This is a genomic window from Mesorhizobium sp. LSHC412B00 (assembly GCF_000503035.1).
Taxonomy (GTDB): Bacteria; Pseudomonadota; Alphaproteobacteria; order Rhizobiales; family Rhizobiaceae; genus Mesorhizobium.
In genome coordinates, this window is the sequence record NZ_AYWB01000027.1 from 55,304 (window position 1) to 75,633 (window position 20,330).

A 20,330-nucleotide genomic window follows, 5' to 3' on the forward strand; every position below is an offset into this window, starting at 1 on the left:
TCGGGTATCCGACATATATGGGGCGGCTCACCCTCTGTAATTGAGCTTTATTCAGATGGTACGATTGGTGCAACGGGTGTTGCATTTGAACTCATCCAGAGGCTCGCACGAGTCGTGCTGCGTCAGCTTGGTCATGTCGAGCTTCAGAAGGCCATTTTTTGGCATTGGTTCTGTTGCTCCTATTGCCATTCATGACCAATCCTGCGCGCGTGAGCCGGCCGGCTAGATTCCAACCACGAGAGCGCCGCCGCTGAGACCCGCACCCGCCGCCGCCAGAAGGATTTTCTCTCCTGGCTGGAATGGCTTCATCTGGTTGGCGAGCGAGAGCGACAGCGGGACCGTCGCGGCCGAAGAGTTGCCGTATTCGGCAATCGTCTTGACAATTGCTTGGTCCGCAATGCCGAGGTTTCTTCCGACCGCGCCGAAAATCCGAGTATTGGCCTGATGCGGCACAAACCGGCCGACATTGTGTGGCCGCACTCCCGCAGTGGCTAGCGCGGCTGTCGAGCAATCGGTCATCATCTCGACGGCCTTTGCGAACACTTGGGGCCCGTCGGTCATCGTCATCCGGGTCTGCCCGAGGTCGAGGTCGCCATGGAACGGCGTGTTGCTTCCTCCTGCGGGAATCTGGATCAGCCCGTAGCGCGAGCCGTCCGAAGCCACCGAGGCACCGAGAATGCCCCGATCAGCATCATCGCACTGACCGATCACCAGGGCGCCGGCGGCATCGGCGAACAAGACTGAGCTCGCGCGCTCGGCTGGATTGATGCGGCGGCTGAGGATGTTGGCGGCGATGACCAGCGCTGGTTTGCCATGCAGGCGGGTGAACCCGTCCGCAAACATGAGCGCATAGATGAAGCCGGCGCAGGCGCCGGTCAGATCGACCGCGCCTGCGCGGCCAAGGCCAAGCTTGTGTGCGACCAGCGGCGCGCTTGGCGGCAGAAGATGGTCGGGCGTCGAGGTGGCAAGCAACAGCAGACCGATGTCGTGGCGCGCAATACCGGCGTTCACCAGCGCCATGTCGCCAGCCCGGGTGGCAAGACCCGACAGCGTGTCTTCGTCCGTTGCCCAGAAGCGCGAACGGATTCCGGTACGCCTTTCGATCCAGCCCGGCTCGAGGCCGAGATTGCTCTCGATCTCGGCATTGGCCACCTTGCGCCCAGGCACGTGATGGCCAAGTCCGAGAATGCGCGACGACTTGCTCATGGCCTTGACCCGAAGCGTTCCCCGGCCTCCTCGATGGCGTCATATAGTCGTTCGAGCTCGTCGCCTGCGATGCAATAGGGTGGCAGAAGGTAGAGGACATTGCCGAGCGGGCGCACAAGTAGGCCGCGCTCGAGGAAGAAAGCGCGCAGCTTCGGACCAATCTCGGCGAGATAACCTGCTGAACCGGTTCGCAGGTCGAGCGCCGCGATCGTTCCCGTGGCTCGACAGTCGGCAAAATATGGATTGTCCCGAAAGCGTTGCAGCCCGACGGCCTGCATCACGCTCAAGGCCGTGATCCGCCCGGCCACTGGCTCGTCGCGCCAGATCTCGACATTGGCGAGTGCTGCCGCACAGGCAATCGGATTGGCGGTGTAGGAGCTCGAATGGAAAAACGTCTTCTTCCGGTCCTCGGAATAGTGCGCCCGGAAGATGGCATCGGTGACAAGCGTTACGGCCAGCGGGATGGTGCCGCCGGTCAAGCCTTTGGAGGTGCACAGGATATCTGGAGAAATCGATGCCTGCTCGCAGGCGAACATGGTTCCGGTGCGTCCCCAGCCGGTCATCACCTCGTCGGCGATCAGCAGCGAGCCGGAGGCCTCAGTGATCTTCTTCAATTCGGCCAGAACCGATGCTGGATACATCAGCATGCCGCCGGCGCCCAGCACCAGCGGCTCGACGATCAAGGCTGCGGCTCGTCGATCGCGGGTCACAGCCTCGAAACGATCCAGCGTCTCCTGCTCGTGCCCCGCGGCCGGAAAGGGGATGATGTCGACCTCGAACAGCAAGGGTTCATAGGCGGCGTTGAACACGCCACGCGCACCGACGCTCATCGTTCCAATCGTGTCACCATGATAGCTGTGCTCCATGACGACGATGCGCGAGCGCGGCGCGCCGATGTTGCGGAAATAACCGAGCGCCATCTTCAGCGCGACTTCGACTGAGGTCGAGCCACTGTCGGAATAGAACACCCAGTCGAGTCCAGCGGGAGCTAGGCCGACAAGCGCCTTGGCCAAGCGCTCTGCCGGCTCGTGCGTGAAGCCCGCAAAGATAATCTGGTCGAGGCTCGACGCGGTTGTCTCGATTGCCTTCATGATGCGGGGATGGCGGTGGCCATGTGTGACGACCCACCAGGAGGAGATGGCGTCCAGGATGCGGGCGCCGTCGGCCCTGTGGAGATAGGCGCCCTCAGTCAGGACGATTTCTGGGATCGCATTCTCGAGTGCGTGCTGGGTGAAGGGATGCCACACATGAGACTGCGACATCAGTCACCTCCAGTAATCGAGGCGAAGGCGAAGCCGGCAACCATTGCGTCCCTCAGTGTTTTCCCCGTCAGCACATCGAGGTGCGGCAGCCTGCCGAGCTGCGGGGCACCGCTGAATTCCACGATGGTCCGTTGCGTATCGGCCATCTCATCGCCGATGAAAGCGATGCCCGCCAACGGGATGGAGCGGGCGCGGAGCGCCTCGACCGATAGCAAGGTGTGGTTGATGGTGCCGAGTGTGGTGCGGGCGCACAGAATAACGGGCAGCCGCCATTCAGCGAAGATGTCGATTAACCTTGTGCGCCGGTTGAGCGGCACCATTAGGCCGCCGGAGCCTTCGATGACGAGCGGCGTCGGTAGGACGGGAAAAGCAAGATCGGCAGCCTTGATCGCCACGCCGTCGATCTCGGCCGAACGATGCGGCGACAGCGGGCTCCGCAAGCGGTAGGCTTCCGGCAGCACGCGCTCTGAGGGCAAGCCGGCAAGCCGCGCGACAACCTCGCTGTCGGTCTCGCCGTCGAGGCCCGATTGCACCGGTTTCCAGTAAAAGCCGTCCAGCAAACCGGCGAGCCCAGCCGCAAACACGGTCTTGCCAACTCCGGTATCCGTTCCGGTGATGACGATGCGTTGGGTCATATCGCCTCCGGTGATGTTTCGGCCAACACCTCGACCAGCGCCTCGACCATGGCGGAAATGTCGGCTTCGCCAATATTGAGCGTCAGTGAGATGCGCAGCCGCGACGTGCCCTCGGGCACGGTCGGAGGACGAACGCCGCGTATGTCGAAGCCGCGGGCCTGCAGGCGCGCCGCCACCGTCATGGTGCGCCTGACATCGCCGATTACTAAGGGCTGGATCTGAGAGCCACTTGGTATCACACCACAGCGATTGACCAACCGGCCGGCGCTGGCGACGCGTTCATGCAGCTGAACACGCCGCATAGGCTCGTCGGCGAGCATTGCGAGTGCCTCGCGCGCCACGACCGCCATCAGTGGCGATGGCGCGGTCGCGTAGATGAATGCCCGGCAACGGTTGATCAGATATTCGCACAGTGCCCTCGGCCCGGTCACGAGCCCACCAGATGCGCCGAGCGCCTTGCCGCAGGTGTGGAGCGCTATGATGTTGTCGCGGCCCTCGAAAGCGGCGGCAAGCCCCCGGCCGTCCGATCCCCAGACGCCGGTGGCATGCGCCTCATCAATGACGATGAATGCGCCGTGCCGATCGGCAAGCGCGACCAGGCTCTCCAAAGGCGCGCAGTCGCCATCCATGCTGTAAAGGCTTTCCACCGCGATCCAGACGCATCCCATGCCGCCTGCGACGCGCCACCGTGTAATCGCATCCTCGACAGCGGTGGCGTCGTTGTGCGCGGCCAGCACGAACTGTGCGCGCCCGGCCTGCGCACCCTCATGCATGCTGGCATGGGCGAGCTCATCGAGGACCAAAAGATCGCCCTTCTGCGGCAGGGCACTCAGCAGAGCGAAGTTGGCGATGTAGCCGCTGCCGAAGAACAGCGCGCGGTCGGCTCCAAAGAATGCCGCCGCATCTGCCTCGAGCTGCTCGTGTTCCGGTGCATTGCCGCGCAACAGCCGCGACCCGGTGGCGCCAACCGGCGTGCCCCGCGCAATCGCCGCCACAACCGCATCGCCAAGTCTTCTGGACGCGGCCAGCCCGAGATAGTCGTTCGACGAGAAGTCCAGCCCGGCGCGGGGCGAAAGCGTCCGCAGCCGGTCCTTGCGCGCTAGTCCCTGCAAGGTCGCATCAAAACGGGCAAGCAGCGCCCCGTTCATTGCGCCTCGAGTTCCATCGGATCGATGCCAAGGCGCCGGAACAGCAGGGTATCCTTGTCCTCACCGGGATTGTCCGCCGTCAGCAGCGTGTCGCCGAAGAAGATCGAGTTGGCGCCGGCAAAAAAGCACAGCGCCTGCATCTCGTCGGTCATCGCGGTGCGGCCGGCGGACAGACGGACATGCGATTTCGGCATCATGATGCGCGCCAGCGCGATCACGCGCACGAATTCGATCGGCTCAATGGGCTTGGCGTCTGCAAGCGGCGTACCGGCGATCGGGATCAGCATGTTGATCGGAACGCTTTGCGGATGTTCCGGGAGATTGGCCAGCGTCACCAGCATGTCGATCCGGTCCACCGGCTCCTCGCCCATGCCGACAATGCCTCCACAGCAGACCTTGATGCCGGATTTGCGAACGTGCTCGAGCGTCTCGAGCCGCTCGGCAAAGCTCCGCGTACCGATGATCTCGCTATAGTAGCGTTCTGACGTATCGATGTTGTGGTTGTAGTAGTCGAGACCCGCCTGCTTCAGTCGAGCGGCTTGCTCAAGATCGAGCATGCCGAGTGTCATGCAGGTCTCCAGGCCCAGCGCCTTGACGCCTTCGACCATCGCCACCACCGCATCCATGTCGCGCGCCTTGGGGTTTCGCCAGGCCGCGCCCATGCAATAACGGGTGGCGCCGGCATCACGCGCCTTGGTCGCTTCGGCGATGACGCGCCTGACATCCATCAGCTTGGACGCCTCCAACCCGGTTTCGTGACGCGCCGACTGGCTGCAATAGCCACAATCCTCCGGGCATCCTCCGGTCTTGATGCTGAGCAGCCGGCTGAGCTGGACCTTGTTTGGATCGAAATTCTGGCGGTGCACGGTCTGCGCCAGGAAGAGGAGATTGTTGAAGGGGGCATGGTAAAGTGCCTGAGCCTTTTCCAGGGTCCACGCTCCAGCGTCAGGCGGGTCAGGCGATTGAGCGTGCGGCGATGTCTGCGTTGAACTTGTCGTTTGCATCTCCATGCTGTTCCTCCGGTCTGTCTTGCGGGTCTTTGCTATCTGACTATGATGATCGGAAAGGACAGTTGACCCAATCCTGTTCGTTACTCAGACAATCATGAGCCCCGATGGTCGAGGCCGATATCCAGGATCGGCGCGCTGTGGATGAGTCGGCCGACCGAAATCAGATCAACGCCGGTCGCGGCAACCGCTCGCGCTGTATGCGACGTGATCCCGCCAGAAGCCTCGGTGATAGCGCGGCCACCGACCATTGCGACGGCGCGGCGAAGATCGGGGAGGGACATGTTGTCGAGCAGAACCGCATCGGGAGCGAAGCCAAGTACCTCCTCCAGCTGGGCCAGAGTATCGACCTCGACTTCGATCTTGACGAGATGACCGGCCGCTCTTCGTGCTCGCTCGAGCGCTGGCCGGACGCCGCCTGCGATGGCGATGTGGTTGTCCTTGATCAAAATTGCATCGTCCAGGCCGAAGCGGTGATTGGACCCGCCACCTGCGCGCACGGCATACTTTTCGACTGCCCGCAATCCGGGCGTCGTCTTGCGGGTGCAGACGATCTTCGCGCCATATCCACGAACCGCAGCGACGATCGATGCCGTTGCTGTGGCGATGCCGCTCAGATGGCACAAAAAATTGAGTGCCGTCCTTTCGGCTGTGAGAATGGCCCGGGCCGGGCCAACCACTGATGCAATGACCTCTCCATCCACGACATTGCAGCCGTCTGCCCGCTCCACGGAGATTTCGACACCGGGATCAATCAAGCCGAAAGCGAGCATCGCCAGATCGATGCCGGCGACAACTCCGGACTGTCGCGCCACCAACACGGTTCCCGCTTGGCATTCCTTCGGGACGATGGCGTCCGTGGTCAAGTCGCCGGCTCTGCCAAGGTCTTCAAGAAGAGATGCCCGTACAAGCGGCTCAAGCAGGACCGTGGGGAGCGGTGAGAGCATCATCCCTTTGCACCTTCGGAGCTTGGCGAGTGTCCGAGTTCCCGCGCAGCCGCCAAGGCGGCTTCGAGCGTGATTTCGGACCGTCGGGCGGCAGTCGCATGATGAGGAAAATCTGTCCGGTAATGAGCGCCGCGGCTTTCTTCGCGCAACAAGGCGGCAACAGCAATCATTAGCCCGACAGCCGCCGGATCCGAGGCCGCATCCTTGCTTTCGGCGAGCGGCAATAAGGCACGCGCGGCTGCTTTCAACGCTTGACCATCCCGGACGATGCCGAGTGCGCGCGACAGAAAAACGCGCACGGCTATCGGAGCGGGCGGTGGGTAAACGTTCGCAAACGCAGGCCTTGTTCTGCGCGCAGGCGTTCCGGCGACGCTTTCAGCGACCCAGCGGGCGCACACGATTGCCTCCGTCAAGGAATTGCTGGCGAGCCTGTTGGCGCCATGCAGTCCTGTCGAAGCGACTTCGCCGCAGGCCCACAGCCCCTTGACGGAGGTCCTGCCCGAGCTGTCCACGGCAACGCCACCCATGTGGTAGTGTTGGGCCGGACGAATGGGGATGAGATCGCGCGCGGGATTGATGCCCGCTCCAAGGCAGGCTGATGCGATTGTCGGGAAATGTCGAGCGAATGCCGGGCCTGGCCGTTGTCGGGCATCGAGAAAAACATGGTGGCCGTCCGCAAGATGGTTCCACACGGCGCGGGCCAAGACATCGCGAGGCGCAAGTTCCGCCCCGGGCACGCTCTGGAGAAAAGCCTGGCCGGTTTCATCGATCAGGGCAGCACCTTCGCCTCGCACAGCCTCGCTGACCAGCGCCATAGGTCGTTCTGGGCCGTCAAGCGCGGTCGGGTGGAACTGAATGAATTCGAGGTCGGCTAGGACAGCTCCAGCGCGGGCCGCAAGCGCAAGGCCTTGTCCGCAACTGCCCCAAGGGTTCGTGGTGTCGAGAAACAGTCCCCCGATGCCACCGGTGGCGAGGACGACCCGCCGTGAGCCGAAGAAGAAAGGTGCGATCGAACAGCTCGCCCAGACGCCTCGGATCGCATTCTCTCGCACGGCGAGCCGGCGCGCTTCCACGCCCTCCACGACAACTATCGACGGAGTGGAACGCACAGCCGCGATCAGCGCACGCATGATCTCACGCCCGGTGCCGTCCCCATGCGCATGAACGATGCGACGTCGGCTGTGTGCGGCCTCCAATCCGAGGCACAGTGATCCTTCCGGCGTGCGGTCAAAGCGAACCCCAAAGCCCGCAAGCCCCTCTATGGCCTTAGGCGCGGCTTGGAGGATGCGGCTCGCCACGTCTCTGTCGCAGAGACCATCCCCGGCGGCAACCGTATCGGCCAGGTGCATTGCCGGATCGTCGTCTTCGCCGAAACTTGCAGCCAGGCCCCCCTGGGCCCAGGTGCTCGAGTTGTCAGCTCCCAGCAGCGACCTTGACAGAAGAAGCACCGGCTCCGGCGACAGTTGAAGCGCGGTCATCAGTCCGGCGATGCCGCCGCCGATGATGATGGGCCGCCCGAAGAAGCTGCGGGGGTCGGCGCTCAAACTGCCAGCATCCGTTCGACCGCTAGCCGCGCGCGCCCGGCGATCCCGGGTTCGACGGTTACGACATGGTGGTTCTGCTCGAGCGCCGTGCGGATGTTGGCAAGCGTGATCCGCTTCATATGCGGGCACAAATTGCAGGGCCGGATGAACTCGACCTCTGGGTGGGCTAACGCGACGTTGTCGCTCATTGAGCATTCCGTCATCAGCACGACACGTGGCGGCCTTTGCCTTTCGACATAGTCGGACATGGCAGCCGTCGAGCCGGAAAAATCGGCTTCAGCCACGACGTCGGGCGGGCATTCGGGATGGGCGAGCACGACCACGCCGGGATGGCTTTCGCGCAACTCGCGGATGTCGGCCGGTGAAAAGCGCTCATGCACCTCACAACGCCCTTTCCAGGCGATGATCTGCACATCTGTCTGGGCGGCGATATTCTGGGCCAGATATTCGTCCGGCAACATGATCACCCGGAGAACCCCAAGGGATTCGACGACCGCCTTGGCGTTGCCGGATGTACAGCAGATATCCGACTCGGCCTTCACTTCGGCGGACGTATTTACATAAGTGATGATCGGAACGCCGGGATAACGCTGGCGCATCAAGCGCACGTCTTCTGCCGTGATTGAGTCCGCCAACGAGCAACCGGCGCTGAGATCCGGAATGAGCACGGTCTTGCCCGGATTGAGGAGCTTGGCCGTTTCGGCCATGAAATGGACGCCGGCCAGCACGATGACTTGCGCCTCGACCGTCGCAGCCGTGCGGGCTAGTGCCAAGCTGTCGCCGACGATGTCGGCCACGCAGTGGAAGATCTCGGGCGTCTGATAATTGTGCGCCAGGATGATCGCGTTGCGCTCGCGCTTCAGCGCAAGGATCGCCTCGATATCCTCGGCGAAAGCCGGCCATTCAATCGGCGGGATCACTCGTCGGACGCGCTCGTAGAGCAACGCGGCCGTAGGCAGCATGGCGCCCATCGACCCCCTCCCGCTTATACTCTAACTGAAAATAACCAGCATATACTTGCTGTGAGTATAAGGGATGTCAACCCCGCGCCAGCGGCAATTTTGTCCCGGCGATGAGTCTATCGTCCAGAACGGCGTGGCGGAAACGGAAAAGCTTCGCTGGCCGGCCGCCGGTCTCAGTGGTGGCCTCTCCGGTCTCCTCGACCAGCTCCTGCTGTTCGATCAGTCGGCGAAAGTTCGGCTTGTGGATGAGCCTGCCGGCGAGCGCCTCCACGGTTCGCTGCAGCTGCAAAAGCGTGAAGACCGGCGGCATCAGCTCAAAGACGACTGGGCGGTATTTGATCTTGGAGCGCAGCCGCGCAATGCCGGTCGCCACGATGCGGCGATGATCGGCGACCATGGACTTGCTGGGCACCAGCGGCGGGGGTCCTGCGTCCCGCCCTCTTACGGCCTCTTGGACCAGGCCTGCTTCGTAGACTAACTCATAGCGTTGAAGCGTGAGTTCCTCGTTCCAAAGGCGGTCGTCGAAGCCAAAGGCTATCGTCGCCCGCTGCCAGCGTTCACGTCGCGTGGCCGAATCGCCAACCCCGTTTGCCCATTCGATCAGGCGCGGCCGCAGAACGTCCAGCACGACCGCAGGCGTGCCGGAGCGGTGGTCCTCCCATGGAAAATATTCATACCAACTCTGCCATCCGCACTTGGGCGAGCCCGCTGCCTGTTCCTTGCGCGTCAATGCGAGATAGCTGATGGAGATGACGCGCTGCTGGCGCTCGGCGCCGATGCGATCCCGATCCGCGAACGTGTAGAGTTGCTCAATGTACCCCAGCCGATGGCCGGTTTGCTGCTCGACCCACCCCCTCAAGCCGGATTGCAGCGATCGGTGCTCAAGCGCAAAGGGACCGGAGGGCAAGGTGTCCGCCTGGCCGATGGTGAGGACACAGGGTTGACTGCCGTTTACGGCGACCACAAAGGCGATCAAGTCCACTTTGACGTTGTCGGCCTTGCCGGCGGCTCTGTCTTTCCTGAGTCCTATTGCCTGATCGTCCATTATTTGGCCAACTCGGGGGCACCTTAATCGATTTAGTGTAAGCGTGCCAATTGGCACGTCAACACCCCGCAGCTGCATGGCCATTTTTTTGCTCTTCGCACCTGCACAAAAATGTGCCAAAGGCGACAGCCGCAGCTGGTAACGTAGGGGAAGGAGGGTCCCATGAGCGCTTATGGTGACACCAGGGCGATCACACCGCCGGATATTCGTTCGCGCAAAGGTGGGACGCCGCTCGTCTGCCTTACCGCCTACACCACCCCAGTCGCCCGGCTTGTCGATCCCCATTGTGATGTGGTGCTCGTCGGCGACAGCGTCGGCATGGTTCTCCACGGCCTGCCCTCGACGCTCGGCGTCACGCTGGAGATGATGATCACGCACGGCCAGGCGGTGCGCCGTGGCATCAAGCAGGCGCTGATGGTGGTCGACCTGCCGTTCGGTTCCTACGAGGAAAGCCCAGAGCAGGCTTTCCGCAATGCCGCGCGCGTCATGGCCGAGACCGGCTGCACGGCCGTCAAGCTCGAAGGCGGCGAAGCGATGGCAGAGACGATCGGCTTCCTCGCCGCACGCGGCGTGCCCGTCATGGCCCATGTCGGATTGACGCCGCAGGCCATCAACACCATCGGTGGCTACCGCGTACAGGGCAGGGGCGGGGATGCCGAGCGCATCAGGCGCGACGCAATTGCGGTGGGCGAAGCGGGCGCCTTTGCGGTCGTCCTGGAGAAGGTTCCTGAGGCGCTCGCCCGCCGGATCACCAAGGAGGTGGCGACCCCGACCATTGGCATCGGTGCCTCGGCAGCCTGTGACGGCCAGATTCTCGTCGTCGACGACATGCTGGGCCTCTTCGGCGACTTCCGGCCCAAGTTCGTCAAGCGCTATGCTGAACTCCGGGAGGCGGCTGCGGCTGCGATCGCTTCCTATGCGCGCGAGGTGAAGGAGCGCCAGTTTCCCGCCGCAGAGCATGTGTTTGCCGATGCGCCCAAGCCCGCCGACACGGACGCCACCAAGAGCGGAGAAGCAGCGTGAGCGTGCCGATCGTCAGGAGCGTTGACCAGCTTCGCGAAAGCGTCGCCGCATGGCGCTGCGAAGGTGTGAGGATAGCCCTGGTGCCAACGATGGGCGTCCTGCATGAGGGCCATCTCAGCCTGGTGCGCGCTGCACTCGAGAAGGCAGACCGTGTGATAGTGACGCTCTTCGTCAACCCGAAGCAATTCAACAGCCAGGCCGATCTTGCCGCGTATCCCCGCACCGAGGACGAGGATGCCGCCAAACTGGCATCGGTTGGCGCGCACCTGCTTTATGCGCCAGATGCAGAGGAGATGTATCCGGCGGGCTTCGCCACCACCGTTTCGGTTTGCGGTGTCAGCGAAGGCCTGTGCGGTACATTCCGGCCGGGGCATTTCGACGGCGTGGCGACCGTCGTCGCCAAGCTCTTCCTGCAGACCAGCGCTGACTTCGGCTTCTTTGGCGAAAAGGACTTTCAGCAAATTCACCTGGTCAGGCGCATGGCCCGGGATCTGGATATTCCAATCACCATTGTTGCCTGTCCGACAGTCCGTGAAGCCGACGGTCTTGCGCTATCATCGCGCAATGTGCGGCTCTCGCCAGCGGAACGCGCTGTTGCTCCCAAGCTATCATCGGTCCTGCTCAAGACGGCTGAGCGGCTTGAGCGCGGCTCACCCATCCTGCCAACGCTTGCAGAATCTCGCGCAGCAATTCTGGCTGCAGGCTATCGCGAGGTCGAATACCTGGAACTTCGCGATGAGGCAGATCTGCACCCGATAACGAGCCTCGATCGACCGGCACGGTTGCTTGCCGCCGCCTGGCTCGGCGGCACACGGCTCATAGACAACGTCAGACTATTTCGGATTGGTTCAACAGATTAGCCACGTTCTCGGCACGCGCCGTATTCGTCCGGGATCATCTAAAACAAGGTCTCTGCCTGGCATTGAGCGTTACGGAGGTTACGCACAGGACACATGCATCGCGTGTTTGAGAACTTCGTCGAGCAACTGTCTGCAAGTGTTGATGCTGCCGATCTCGGTGAGGCAATGGCCTCCGCTGCAGCCGGCTTCGACTTCCCGCTATTCGCCTATTTCACCTACCCGTCAGCCTCCGGCGACGCCCCCCAATTGATTTCAAACTATCCTTCATCCTGGACGTCACGTTATCTGCAACAGCGGTACCACAGTCTCGATCCGGTCATCCTGCGCGGGCTGCAAGGCTGGGATACATTCGATTGGGGTGTGGATCGCGCTCGGCACGGTCTGCCGAATTCGCAGCAACAAATTCTAGAGAGTGCGGCTGAGTTTGGCATCTGCGGCGGCCTGACGATGTCCATGCATGATCATCTCGGCCGGTTTGCTGCCCTGACCTTTGCTTCCGACGAGTCCCGTCCGCCTCTGTTGCGGTCACTGGCACGTTACGAAAAAGCATTGCAGCTGGTGGCCATCAACTTTCATATCCATGTCCGGCGAAGGCTCGCCGATCATCGCGTGGTGGATGGTGTAACGCTCACCCCGCGGGAGTTCGAGTGCCTGAAATGGGCGGCGCGCGGCAAGTCGGCTTGGGATACTAGCCAGCTTCTCGGCGTCTCAAAGCGCACCGTGACCTTTCATCTGGAAAACGCCAAGGCAAAGTTTGGCGTTCGAACGATCAACCAAGCCGTTGCACGAATGGCTGCCTCCGGCCTGACGAGATCCTGATTCTCAGCCACGATACCTGTAAACCTCTACAGGCTGCATCGCTGTCAGCTTTGCCCTTCGATGGCGGGAACACATCCCACATGGAGGCGACCATGATGCAACTGATAGCACCAGACTTTTACAGTGATTTTGCAGGCGAGCTCAAAGAGATGCACGGGCTCAGGTTTCGGGTGTTCAAGGAAAGGCTCGATTGGGAAGTTGATACCGAAGACCAGATGGAATCCGATCCGTTTGATGCTCTCAAGCCTGTCTATCTGCTCCTCAAAGGATCCGACTGGCGAATTCGCGGTTGCGTGCGTCTTTTGCCCAGCACCGGACCCACAATGTTGCGCGACACCTTCCCGGTGCTGCTGGGTGCTGACGTCGTGCCCTCGACCACCGACATATGGGAGAGCAGTCGTTTCGCGCTCGATCTTCCTCCGTCGGCGCCCAAGGCAGCGGGCGGGCTNCTACGAGCTCTTCGCGGGCATGATCGAGTTCGGCTTGGCCAAGGATCTGACCCGGATCGTAACGGTGACGGACACGCGCATGGAGCGGATCCTCCGCCTTGCTACGTGGCCATTGTCGCGCATCGGAGAACCCAAGTGCGTCGGCAAAACGGAGGCGGTGGCTGGGTTTCTCGAGATTTCCCACGCGAGCCTTTTGCGCATCCGCAGCAGGGGACGTCTGAGCGGACCGGTACTGTGGCAACCGGTTCTAGGCCCGTCAGCATAGCGCCATTGTGGACACCTGTGCCATGAAGGATGCTGGTTTGTCCAAGGAAGCGACGGTCGGCCTTGTATGCTGGCCGGACTGGCGTCGCCAGGACGCTTACCACTACGCCAGACGATTGCCACGCACTGGCTGGGCCTGGGAGTTTCTTCGGCGCAATCCACAATTCCAGCGCGACCACGCCAAAATGGCACCGTCCGCCTGCTTTGTCGGAACCCAGGCCGACATGAAGATAATCGAGTTGACGACAGAATCAGCTTTCCTAAGACAATGGAGCCTCCTTTTTCGCGGACGCGCCACAGTCGGACGCTACATCGGCGAGGGTCTTTTGGGATCCGCGCGATTGCGCCTGTATTCTACGAGCGGCCGCGGAGCCGCTGGGGCTCGACCACGATTTTGAACCGCTTCACCTTTCTTCGCTCTCATGCTGCAAGGACATCCTGCTGACAGCTGCGGGCATGCAGCACGTGCTGCTGAGGGAGAACTGCCGGAGTCTGCAGATCGCCGTTTCCGGTGCGTCCGTACTCCGCCCGTTGCGGCTATATGTCGACGCGATCCTTCAGCCGCAGCACCTCAAGTTCCATGTCGCTGCCCTTCAGTTCCTGAACGACATCAATGATTGCCGCCGCGTGTCAGCTGCTTGCTTTCCGCCGGAACACCGCGGAGCGCGTCTGCGTATTGTACTGCAGGCTTTGGATGGCTCGCTGGCGGGAGCATCTCATCAGGAGGTCGCCATTGCCTTGTTCGGGAGACGCCGTGTCGAAGAAGATTGGCGTCATCCAGGCGGCCATCTTCGCGATCAGGTACGTCGCGCCATCCAACGCGGCCGCTACCTGATGGGCGGCGGCTACAGACAGTTCCTGAGGTAATTGGAGTGGTTGCGATTGGCCGATTTGATCGCCCCCGACGAAAGCGGGAACAGGATACGCGGCGATGTGCACATGGTCGACACGACCGGCACCTATGTGAGCTCCGACAAGCGCGTCATCGGCACGGTGGGCGTAAGCGATCTGGTGATCGTGGATTCCCCGGACGCTTTGCTTGTCACATCCCGCGACCGCGTTCAGGACGTTAAGAAGCTCTTCGAGGGCCTCAAGGCTTCCGGACATGAAGCTCATCTGGTCCATAGCACGGTACACCGGCCCTGGGGTACGTATACGGTTCTGGAGGAAGGCGAGCGCTTCAAGATCAAACGCATCGAGGTGAAGCCCGGTCGCCAGTTGAGCCTGCAGATGCACTATCATCGTTCGGAGCACTGGGTCGTGGTCAGCGGCTCCGCTAAAATCGTCAATGGCGAGCAGGAGTTGTTCCTGGGGACAAACGAATCTACTTACATCCCCTGCGGCCATAAGCATCGGCTCGAGAACCCAGGCAGAATTGACCTGGTGATCATTGAAGTGCAGAGCGGCGATTATCTCGCCGAGGATGATATCGTTCGCTTCGACGACGAATATGGTCGAACGTAGATAACAGTACAAAAAACGTTAACGGCGAGCCGTCCCTCAAGGATCTCTGTCGTGGGTTCTGGGCCTGACATTGGCAAGCAGCGGGCCGAGCGTGTCATAATCCGCCCCGCACTCTCATCAGGCACTCGATCGTGGTCGAAAACATCGGTGAGCGCCTGACAGCGCGCCGTCCGCGGTAACGAAGACTTCAGATCTTTCTTAGGCGGACCCGTTGCTCAGCTGTTCAACGGCACAGCCGTATTTCAGCCTGTAGGCGGCAATGAAATCCTCATCGCTGCAGATGCAGCGGCCACTGGAATCTTTGGCTTTCGGATCATGGAGGTGAGAACCAAGGCGGCGCAGTAGATTCACGCGAGTGCTGGTCGTCGGACTCATCGGAAAACCCGCACTATGCTTGACCAGGTCTGCGGCAAGCATGATCCCGGCAAGCGCTGATTGAAAGGCCATCGGAACCACGGTTCGAACGAGACGACTTCCATCGCTAAGCTGGAACACCAGACCGCCGCAGATAACCTGCTGATAAAAGGAACGGAGGGGCTGACCAACAAACGCGGCGAGCGGCTCAAACGGCACAGCCATCGCCGTAGCCACCCGAGCTACGAACTCATTGGGGACTCCGGTATTGGTCTGCAGGAGCGTTTTTACCTCCTCGTGTGCTTCCGGCATTCCGAGTTCCTCCGCGACCAGTTGGTGTTCGTCCTTGGATTTCCCGGTCGGCATGTACATGCAGCAAAGGCAAGCCTGGCCGTCATCGAAACCATGCCGCGAGATGCCTAGATCTTGCTCCTGAGTCCAGGCGTTCGCGATCCATCGGGGCAGAGCACCTTGGACAGCTAGACGGTCGGCGGCGGTGTCAAGCGCCACACCCACTCGGTCGAATACCCAGTCGCCCCGGCGCGCAACATATTCTGCCCACTTCATAGGGTGCGCCTCGACTTCAAGGGCGGTGGACCGAAGGGCGTTGGTTGCGAGGGCCGCCTTAGAGAGGCCGACCTCCGCCTGACCTGCCAACACGTAGCGCTGCAGGTTTGAGAGTTCGATAGCTTCGTGATCAACTACATGCAGGCGCCCCGACAGACCGGATTGCCTCGCCAGCGCCCATAGCGAGCCATGGCCTATCGCGCCGAGCCCAACGAGGTGCGTTTCGCCAAGGTCGACAGGGAAGTTTAAGGGGCCGGAATCGCCGGCGTTGCTCTTGTTGTAGGTGCATAAAGAGAGGCCGATGTTCTCGTCCAGCTCGGCGCCGGTCAGCTGGGAAGCAAAGATGGTTCGAAAGACGTTGGCCGCGGCGAAGCAGCTTGCGGCGCCAGCTCCATAGGGCAGCAAGCTCGAGCCAGAGCCCACCGGGTCCGTACGCGACAGCTTTGCCGCCCAACCCTGCGATCCCATGAAAAACGTTGGGCACCGAAGTGATGGGCGCACCGCGCCTGCAGCTACACAGACCGTCGCAAACTTGCCGGAACGCCGGATGCTGATTTTTGGATTGATCGACTTTGCCAAGCGCTCGAGCGCTTGGGCTTGAGAGCTCGCGGCGATATCCAGGGGGAGTATGGCCAGAACCGGATACAGTCTGGCAAGCAACCTGACCGTAAGGTCAAGCGTCGCCTGGCCCTCGGCACACGAAGCGGCTTGGCTGTCGAAGGCCACAGCCACGACCTGCTTTTCGAGGGCTGCTTTGAAGTCGCATAGATGAAAGTCGGCCAGCACCTGAGAAGCTGCCGTGGCGGCGCGGTCGATGAAGTTAGCGAGTGCCATCGTTCAACCCGTTATCGTGATCATCCGCCTGAGTGCCGCGGATGGGACCTCATTCCAGTTCGCCTTCGCGTCAAGTCGATAGGCGGCGACCCGAGCAAGATCGAAAGGCTCGCGGGCGAAATTGGGCACCACCAGCGACAGACACCCAACCGTGGTAGCGACCGCGTAGGCGTCGTCGGTCGTCGAATGGTAGGCTCGGCCCGGATGGCTATGGATCTGGGCGAAGAGTTTAAGGCTGCTCTTGTAGAGCCAGACATTGAGCCGGTGTAGTTCTTCGGCCGGAACTATCACGCAAACGCCGTCGCCCGTCCGAATGTGACGCTGTGCCGGGATAACGGTCTCTGTTACGCCAAAGTGTTGGTCTTGCTGAACGCCGACCCAGAGCGCCATCCCCTCATGGCCCTGTCGCCCAACTGAGCGCAGGTGCGCCTGGACACTTGAAAGACAGTCTCGGGGAAGAGCGACTGTCCCGACATCCTTGAGCTCGGTCATTCTGGAATGGCGGGTAGGGGGGCTATCATGGCTCCCACTGAGATTTGGAACTGATACTGAAGCTGCTCCACGGGACCGGTCCCGTACTTGATGATCTTGTCCAGGATGAAGGCCAAACAGCCTTCGCCAGAACCCCGGTGGAGAAGCCATGAATCACCTGAATGGGCTGGATTGTCGTGGTATTCCCGGACGCCTGCCATGCACAGGAATGGCGTGTGTTCCGCACTGTTGGCCTGGATGAAGTCCGACAGCGACAGAGCGTTCTGCTGCATGAGGACCAAAATCATATCCGGTGGGGTTCCGGGTAGATGCGGTCGTCTCAGCATCCTAAGCAGCAAATCTTTCCGGGCAATCGGCCGGCGTATAAAGGGGTCGACGAAGACCACCGACGGAGGTCGGAGGTCGTAATTGGAGAAGTCGATCTCGACAGCTGCACCGATGATCTGTGGCTTTATCTTCGGCGGTGCGAAGATGAAGAAGGCCGTCGGGAAGCTCGCCTCGATCAGGAAACAACCCTGAGCCCGGTAAATACCTGCTTGTGTTTGGAACCAGCCGATCTGCCGATCGAACTTCGCTCGGGACACCCCAGGGTCCACAGTTTGGAGTTCAGGCACCTGCGACACCCGCCTTCAGGCTGAGGAACAGGGTCACAGGGGTCGCGAAACCGAAATCGCCAACTTCTTTGTCGACGTCGAGCAAGGTGCCGGCCTCATCCTTGAATTCCCAATTCTCGGCCGGTTGGGCGACGTTCTGCGTATTCTCAAGTGCTTTGGTGCGAACGACGTGAAGCGGCTGGTTGGGATTGGCTTCGACCTGGGTGGGCTGCCCGTTCACCACCACCGTGATCTCGATCTTCCCGGGGCCGCCGCCGTGATTTTCGCCCTTGCCCGAATCCTTCGACATTGCCCTACTCCTGTGGCTTACCAACGGCCCCCAAGGCGCCAGTGCAGACCTGCTGGTGAGCGGGCTGGCGGTCTTCAATCGTCCACTCGGCACCACGAACCGCGAGTACGCGAAAGACAGGGACAAGCTACCGAATCGGTGCTGTCTTCTTTTATGCGGGACTTGAGCGGCAAGTAAATGGCCGAAACTGCTCTTCACAACTATAATCGATTAGAGAATTGATAAAATATTGGCGCCGTACCTAATTGCGCAACCACCGGCTTGGCAGGACCAGCTTCTCGTTTGCGACGACCCGTGCGCTCGAAAAGGCAAGTTTCAAGTCTTCTCGCGTACTTGCGAAATCGATGCTCCCGATGGGCAGCACGCAGTGCACGAGCGCGTAATCACCCGGACGATCGCGCGGCCGCGCGGGACGCAGCATGACGTACCGGATTTCTATGTTCGCAAGGCCCGGCTGGCGATCGAGGTGGCCTGGGCCGAGGGTTCGCGTGCCCGAATCCTGGCCGAACCGGGCTAGCTGCGCTACCCAATCGGCTACACGTTGGCGGGACCCGAAACGCATGCGCCAACACAGCAAGCCACAAAGCTGAAGCCTTTGTTCGCGGGCCAGTGAGCGCTTTAGCGTCGCGGGAAGGTGGCGGGAACGACTTGGATCGGCGCTTTGCTGCCTGGCAGCAATGGGCCGGAAGCGACCTGACAGTTTTCGGGCGCGGGTGTCACCGAATCGGACATCAAACACCTGACCGGCCAGCCCGTGCCGCTCGGTATCGGACGCAAAGGGTGCGGAATAATGCGCAGCGAAGCCGCTGCGCGCCGCCAGTCATGGGCGTGGTCGATCCCCCCTCGATCCATTCGGCAAGCACGTTGACCTCATCGATCGCCTTTTCCAGCCCGGTCGAACTGATCTTGATCGTCGGCATCAACAACGATGCGAGCGAACCTTCTTCAGAGAGGTGAGCGCCGACAGCTCTATGTCGCTGACAAGAATGGTCGTGGATGCTTATCGAGCGTCGCCTTGTCATGGGTCACCAGGAATGACGTCAGATCCTCGCCATGCTGGCCGCGATTTGCGAGGTAGAGCGATCTGCTCGATCAGCGCGCGATCGGCGGGACAATCGCTCCAATCGGTATCGAGAATCTCGCCCAACGCCTCGAAATAGGCCGGCGCGAAACCGCCACGGAACGCAGCCTTCTTGTTCTGGAACGAAAAGCCAATCACGCGGTTCGCTAGCGTGTTGAAATAGAGCTTCAGCGCGTCGGACAGCATCGAGATGCAGGCGAGGCCGAGCACCTCCAGCACTGTGTCGGCATCCATCCATTCCTCAAGGAAGGCGGGCTCGCCGTCCTCGCTATAGGGCGGATTGTCGAACGGTGGGAGCTGGTTCTCGATGCGATGTTGCACATCGACGAAGGCCTTTGCGCTCTCCGAATAGAAGAAGTGGACGAACGCCGTGCGGCTTTTCAGGAAATAGCGCGCGTCCATCCGAGCCTTCCGATCTACCGTTAGAGCTTTGATGGCTGGTCGACGCCGAATAGGCGCCAGAATCCTTCGGTGAGGGGCTGCAGCGCGCCTTCCGCCATCGCGTCGTCAACGACCTCACTAAGATAGGCCGGATCCTGCCAGGCGGGCCCGACAGAATAGCCGTCGCCGAGGATCAAACGGTAGTCCTTGATCCTCGTCATCGTCGCCATAACAATTCACGGTCCTTCGATCCCATGAGGCCGCAGTCTCGCGATCAAGCTCACCACTGCGCCAAGCAGGTGATCAACGACATACTTTGGCCAGATGATCTTCTTCCCATCAACCTCGCGGCCAATCGCCCAGGCAAGGTCGACATAGCCGATCCCGTGATTGACCGACCAGGCGCGCGCCCTGCTCCTGATCGACATCGACAAGGACGATCAGTCCGTCTAGCCCAACCATGTAGTGGATGCCGCCCATGGGCTCTAGCGGAAGGACGGCATAGTCCCGTGAGACAGAGATATCCCGCGCCTCGCGAAGCACAGACAGCGGCGCGATGGTCAGGATGAGCGTTGGCCGATCGACGATGCGTCTCGGCATGTCCTTGCCTGTAATCGCCTCGACCGCTTTGCGGTGGAGATCCCGGACGCGGTTCGGGAAATCTTGAGATGCGGCGAAGGCTTGCCTGAGCTCGGTCGTGCTCATGTCGAAATTGCTCCTGTTAGCGCGCCGGAGGAAGCGGCTGCTCTTGTCGTATGTGACCCTATGGGGGGCGACGAGGCTGGCGCAGACGCGCATCACGAGTACGACCGTGCCGTCGGGCCGCGTTAGTTCCCGAAGCGCGAACTGCGGGACACGGGGATCAACGAGCGTGCGTAACTGATCGTCGATGCGCCTCAACTCGTGGTCAAGCCCGATCCGGCCGATCCCGACCACTTCGGCGGCGACGCCGTTCTTGTCGTCGCGCACGCCGATGATGATATCGCCGCCATCGGTATTTGCGAACGCGGTCACATCGGCGAGGAAATCCCGGACGCCCTTGTGGTCGCCTGCCGGGAGCGCTTTCCTTGAAATCCAGCGTTC

The 20,330-nt window shown here is 61.4% G+C and carries 23 protein-coding genes and 2 pseudogenes; 9 read left to right on the forward strand and 16 right to left on the reverse strand.

Annotation, left to right across the window (positions count from 1 at the left end; genetic code table 11):
- Window positions 1–222 precede the first annotated feature (222 nt).
- The 9 genes from X757_RS136945 to X757_RS136905 all read right to left on the reverse strand — a co-directional run bounded on the left by X757_RS136945 (window position 223) and on the right by X757_RS136905 (window position 9,756).
- The gene (locus X757_RS136945) at window positions 223–1,206 is read right to left on the reverse strand and encodes a beta-ketoacyl-ACP synthase III (protein ID WP_023727895.1); all 984 of its coding nucleotides are present in this window, start codon (window positions 1,204–1,206) and stop codon (window positions 223–225) included.
- A complete protein-coding gene (locus tag X757_RS136940; protein WP_023727896.1) occupies window positions 1,203–2,468 on the reverse strand; it encodes an adenosylmethionine--8-amino-7-oxononanoate transaminase in 1,266 nt (421 codons plus the stop codon). Before X757_RS136940 ends, X757_RS136945 begins: the two co-directional genes overlap by 4 nt.
- On the reverse strand, window positions 2,468–3,103 hold the full coding sequence (bioD, locus tag X757_RS136935) for a dethiobiotin synthase (RefSeq protein WP_023673640.1): 636 nt from the start codon (window positions 3,101–3,103) through the stop codon (window positions 2,468–2,470). Before bioD ends, X757_RS136940 begins: the two co-directional genes overlap by 1 nt.
- Window positions 3,100–4,251, reverse strand: coding sequence for an 8-amino-7-oxononanoate synthase (locus X757_RS136930; protein WP_023727897.1), 1,152 nt, complete (start codon window positions 4,249–4,251; stop codon window positions 3,100–3,102). The genes bioD and X757_RS136930 overlap by 4 nt, the downstream gene beginning before the upstream one ends.
- The gene (gene bioB, locus X757_RS136925; RefSeq protein ID WP_023727898.1) at window positions 4,248–5,261 is read right to left on the reverse strand and encodes a biotin synthase BioB; all 1,014 of its coding nucleotides are present in this window, start codon (window positions 5,259–5,261) and stop codon (window positions 4,248–4,250) included. The genes X757_RS136930 and bioB overlap by 4 nt, the downstream gene beginning before the upstream one ends.
- Before the next feature lie 92 nt (window positions 5,262–5,353).
- A complete protein-coding gene (nadC, locus tag X757_RS136920; RefSeq protein ID WP_023713016.1) occupies window positions 5,354–6,208 on the reverse strand; it encodes a carboxylating nicotinate-nucleotide diphosphorylase in 855 nt (284 codons plus the stop codon).
- Window positions 6,205–7,749: an L-aspartate oxidase gene (locus X757_RS136915; protein WP_023697791.1), complete on the reverse strand. Its 1,545-nt coding sequence runs from the start codon at window positions 7,747–7,749 to the stop codon at window positions 6,205–6,207. Before X757_RS136915 ends, nadC begins: the two co-directional genes overlap by 4 nt.
- Window positions 7,746–8,720: a quinolinate synthase NadA gene (gene nadA / locus X757_RS136910; protein ID WP_023697792.1), complete on the reverse strand. Its 975-nt coding sequence runs from the start codon at window positions 8,718–8,720 to the stop codon at window positions 7,746–7,748. The genes X757_RS136915 and nadA overlap by 4 nt, the downstream gene beginning before the upstream one ends.
- Window positions 8,721–8,787: 67 nt before the next feature.
- The gene (locus tag X757_RS136905; protein WP_023673634.1) at window positions 8,788–9,756 is read right to left on the reverse strand and encodes a membrane protein; all 969 of its coding nucleotides are present in this window, start codon (window positions 9,754–9,756) and stop codon (window positions 8,788–8,790) included.
- 162 nt (window positions 9,757–9,918) lie between these two features.
- Here X757_RS136905 and panB point away from each other — a divergent pair, with 162 nt between their 5' ends.
- The 7 genes and pseudogenes from panB to X757_RS136880 all read left to right on the forward strand — a co-directional run.
- Complete coding sequence (gene panB, locus X757_RS136900) at window positions 9,919–10,779, forward strand: 3-methyl-2-oxobutanoate hydroxymethyltransferase (RefSeq protein ID WP_023707031.1); 861 nt, start codon at window positions 9,919–9,921, stop codon at window positions 10,777–10,779.
- Window positions 10,776–11,639, forward strand: coding sequence for a pantoate--beta-alanine ligase (panC, locus tag X757_RS136895; RefSeq protein ID WP_023685567.1), 864 nt, complete (start codon window positions 10,776–10,778; stop codon window positions 11,637–11,639). Before panB ends, panC begins: the two co-directional genes overlap by 4 nt.
- A 93-nt stretch (window positions 11,640–11,732) precedes the next feature.
- Window positions 11,733–12,458, forward strand: a complete 726-nt coding sequence (locus tag X757_RS136890) for a LuxR family transcriptional regulator (RefSeq protein WP_023708081.1) — start codon at window positions 11,733–11,735, stop codon at window positions 12,456–12,458.
- Window positions 12,459–12,550: 92 nt separating this feature from the next.
- Window positions 12,551–13,172 (forward strand): annotated as a pseudogene (locus tag X757_RS01000000165395) (acyl-homoserine-lactone synthase).
- 22 nt (window positions 13,173–13,194) lie between these two features.
- Window positions 13,195–13,569, forward strand: a complete 375-nt coding sequence (locus X757_RS1000000169855) for a transcriptional regulator domain-containing protein (protein WP_352498917.1) — start codon at window positions 13,195–13,197, stop codon at window positions 13,567–13,569.
- A gap of 58 nt (window positions 13,570–13,627) precedes the next feature.
- Window positions 13,628–14,038, forward strand: coding sequence for a DUF2285 domain-containing protein (locus X757_RS136885; RefSeq protein ID WP_023673629.1), 411 nt, complete (start codon window positions 13,628–13,630; stop codon window positions 14,036–14,038).
- A gap of 6 nt (window positions 14,039–14,044) precedes the next feature.
- Window positions 14,045–14,635 (forward strand): annotated as a pseudogene (locus tag X757_RS136880) (cupin domain-containing protein); the annotation flags it as partial.
- 198 nt (window positions 14,636–14,833) lie between these two features.
- Here the strand turns inward: X757_RS136880 and X757_RS136875 are convergent.
- The 4 genes from X757_RS136875 to X757_RS136860 form a co-directional block, all read right to left on the reverse strand.
- On the reverse strand, window positions 14,834–16,390 hold the full coding sequence (locus tag X757_RS136875; RefSeq protein WP_023727900.1) for an E2 ligase fold family C protein: 1,557 nt from the start codon (window positions 16,388–16,390) through the stop codon (window positions 14,834–14,836).
- 3 nt (window positions 16,391–16,393) lie between these two features.
- Window positions 16,394–16,780, reverse strand: coding sequence for a hypothetical protein (locus X757_RS136870; RefSeq protein WP_245261414.1), 387 nt, complete (start codon window positions 16,778–16,780; stop codon window positions 16,394–16,396).
- A 98-nt stretch (window positions 16,781–16,878) separates the two neighbouring features.
- On the reverse strand, window positions 16,879–17,466 hold the full coding sequence (locus X757_RS136865) for a putative metal-binding protein (protein ID WP_245274146.1): 588 nt from the start codon (window positions 17,464–17,466) through the stop codon (window positions 16,879–16,881).
- A 22-nt stretch (window positions 17,467–17,488) separates the two neighbouring features.
- A complete protein-coding gene (locus X757_RS136860; RefSeq protein WP_023727902.1) occupies window positions 17,489–17,785 on the reverse strand; it encodes a DUF2604 domain-containing protein in 297 nt (98 codons plus the stop codon).
- 367 nt (window positions 17,786–18,152) lie between these two features.
- Between X757_RS136860 and X757_RS1000000168285 the strand changes: the two genes are divergently transcribed.
- Together X757_RS1000000168285 and X757_RS1000000169480 are read left to right on the forward strand one after the other, a co-directional pair.
- The gene (locus tag X757_RS1000000168285) at window positions 18,153–18,302 is read left to right on the forward strand and encodes a hypothetical protein (RefSeq protein WP_023727903.1); all 150 of its coding nucleotides are present in this window, start codon (window positions 18,153–18,155) and stop codon (window positions 18,300–18,302) included.
- Between the two features lie 305 nt (window positions 18,303–18,607).
- The gene (locus tag X757_RS1000000169480) at window positions 18,608–18,742 is read left to right on the forward strand and encodes a hypothetical protein (RefSeq protein ID WP_023727904.1); all 135 of its coding nucleotides are present in this window, start codon (window positions 18,608–18,610) and stop codon (window positions 18,740–18,742) included.
- Between the two features lie 61 nt (window positions 18,743–18,803).
- On the opposite strand, the gene X757_RS01380 is transcribed toward X757_RS1000000169480, so the two are convergent.
- The 3 genes from X757_RS01380 to X757_RS136850 form a co-directional block, all read right to left on the reverse strand.
- Window positions 18,804–19,268, reverse strand: a complete 465-nt coding sequence (locus X757_RS01380; RefSeq protein WP_023727905.1) for a hypothetical protein — start codon at window positions 19,266–19,268, stop codon at window positions 18,804–18,806.
- Between the two features lie 20 nt (window positions 19,269–19,288).
- Window positions 19,289–19,477: a hypothetical protein gene (locus X757_RS136855; protein WP_023727906.1), complete on the reverse strand. Its 189-nt coding sequence runs from the start codon at window positions 19,475–19,477 to the stop codon at window positions 19,289–19,291.
- Between the two features lie 109 nt (window positions 19,478–19,586).
- Window positions 19,587–20,321 carry a helix-turn-helix domain-containing protein gene (locus tag X757_RS136850; protein ID WP_084629725.1) on the reverse strand — a complete coding sequence of 245 codons (735 nt, stop codon included), beginning with the start codon at window positions 20,319–20,321 and terminating at the stop codon, window positions 19,587–19,589.
- Between the last annotated feature and the right edge of the window lie 9 nt (window positions 20,322–20,330).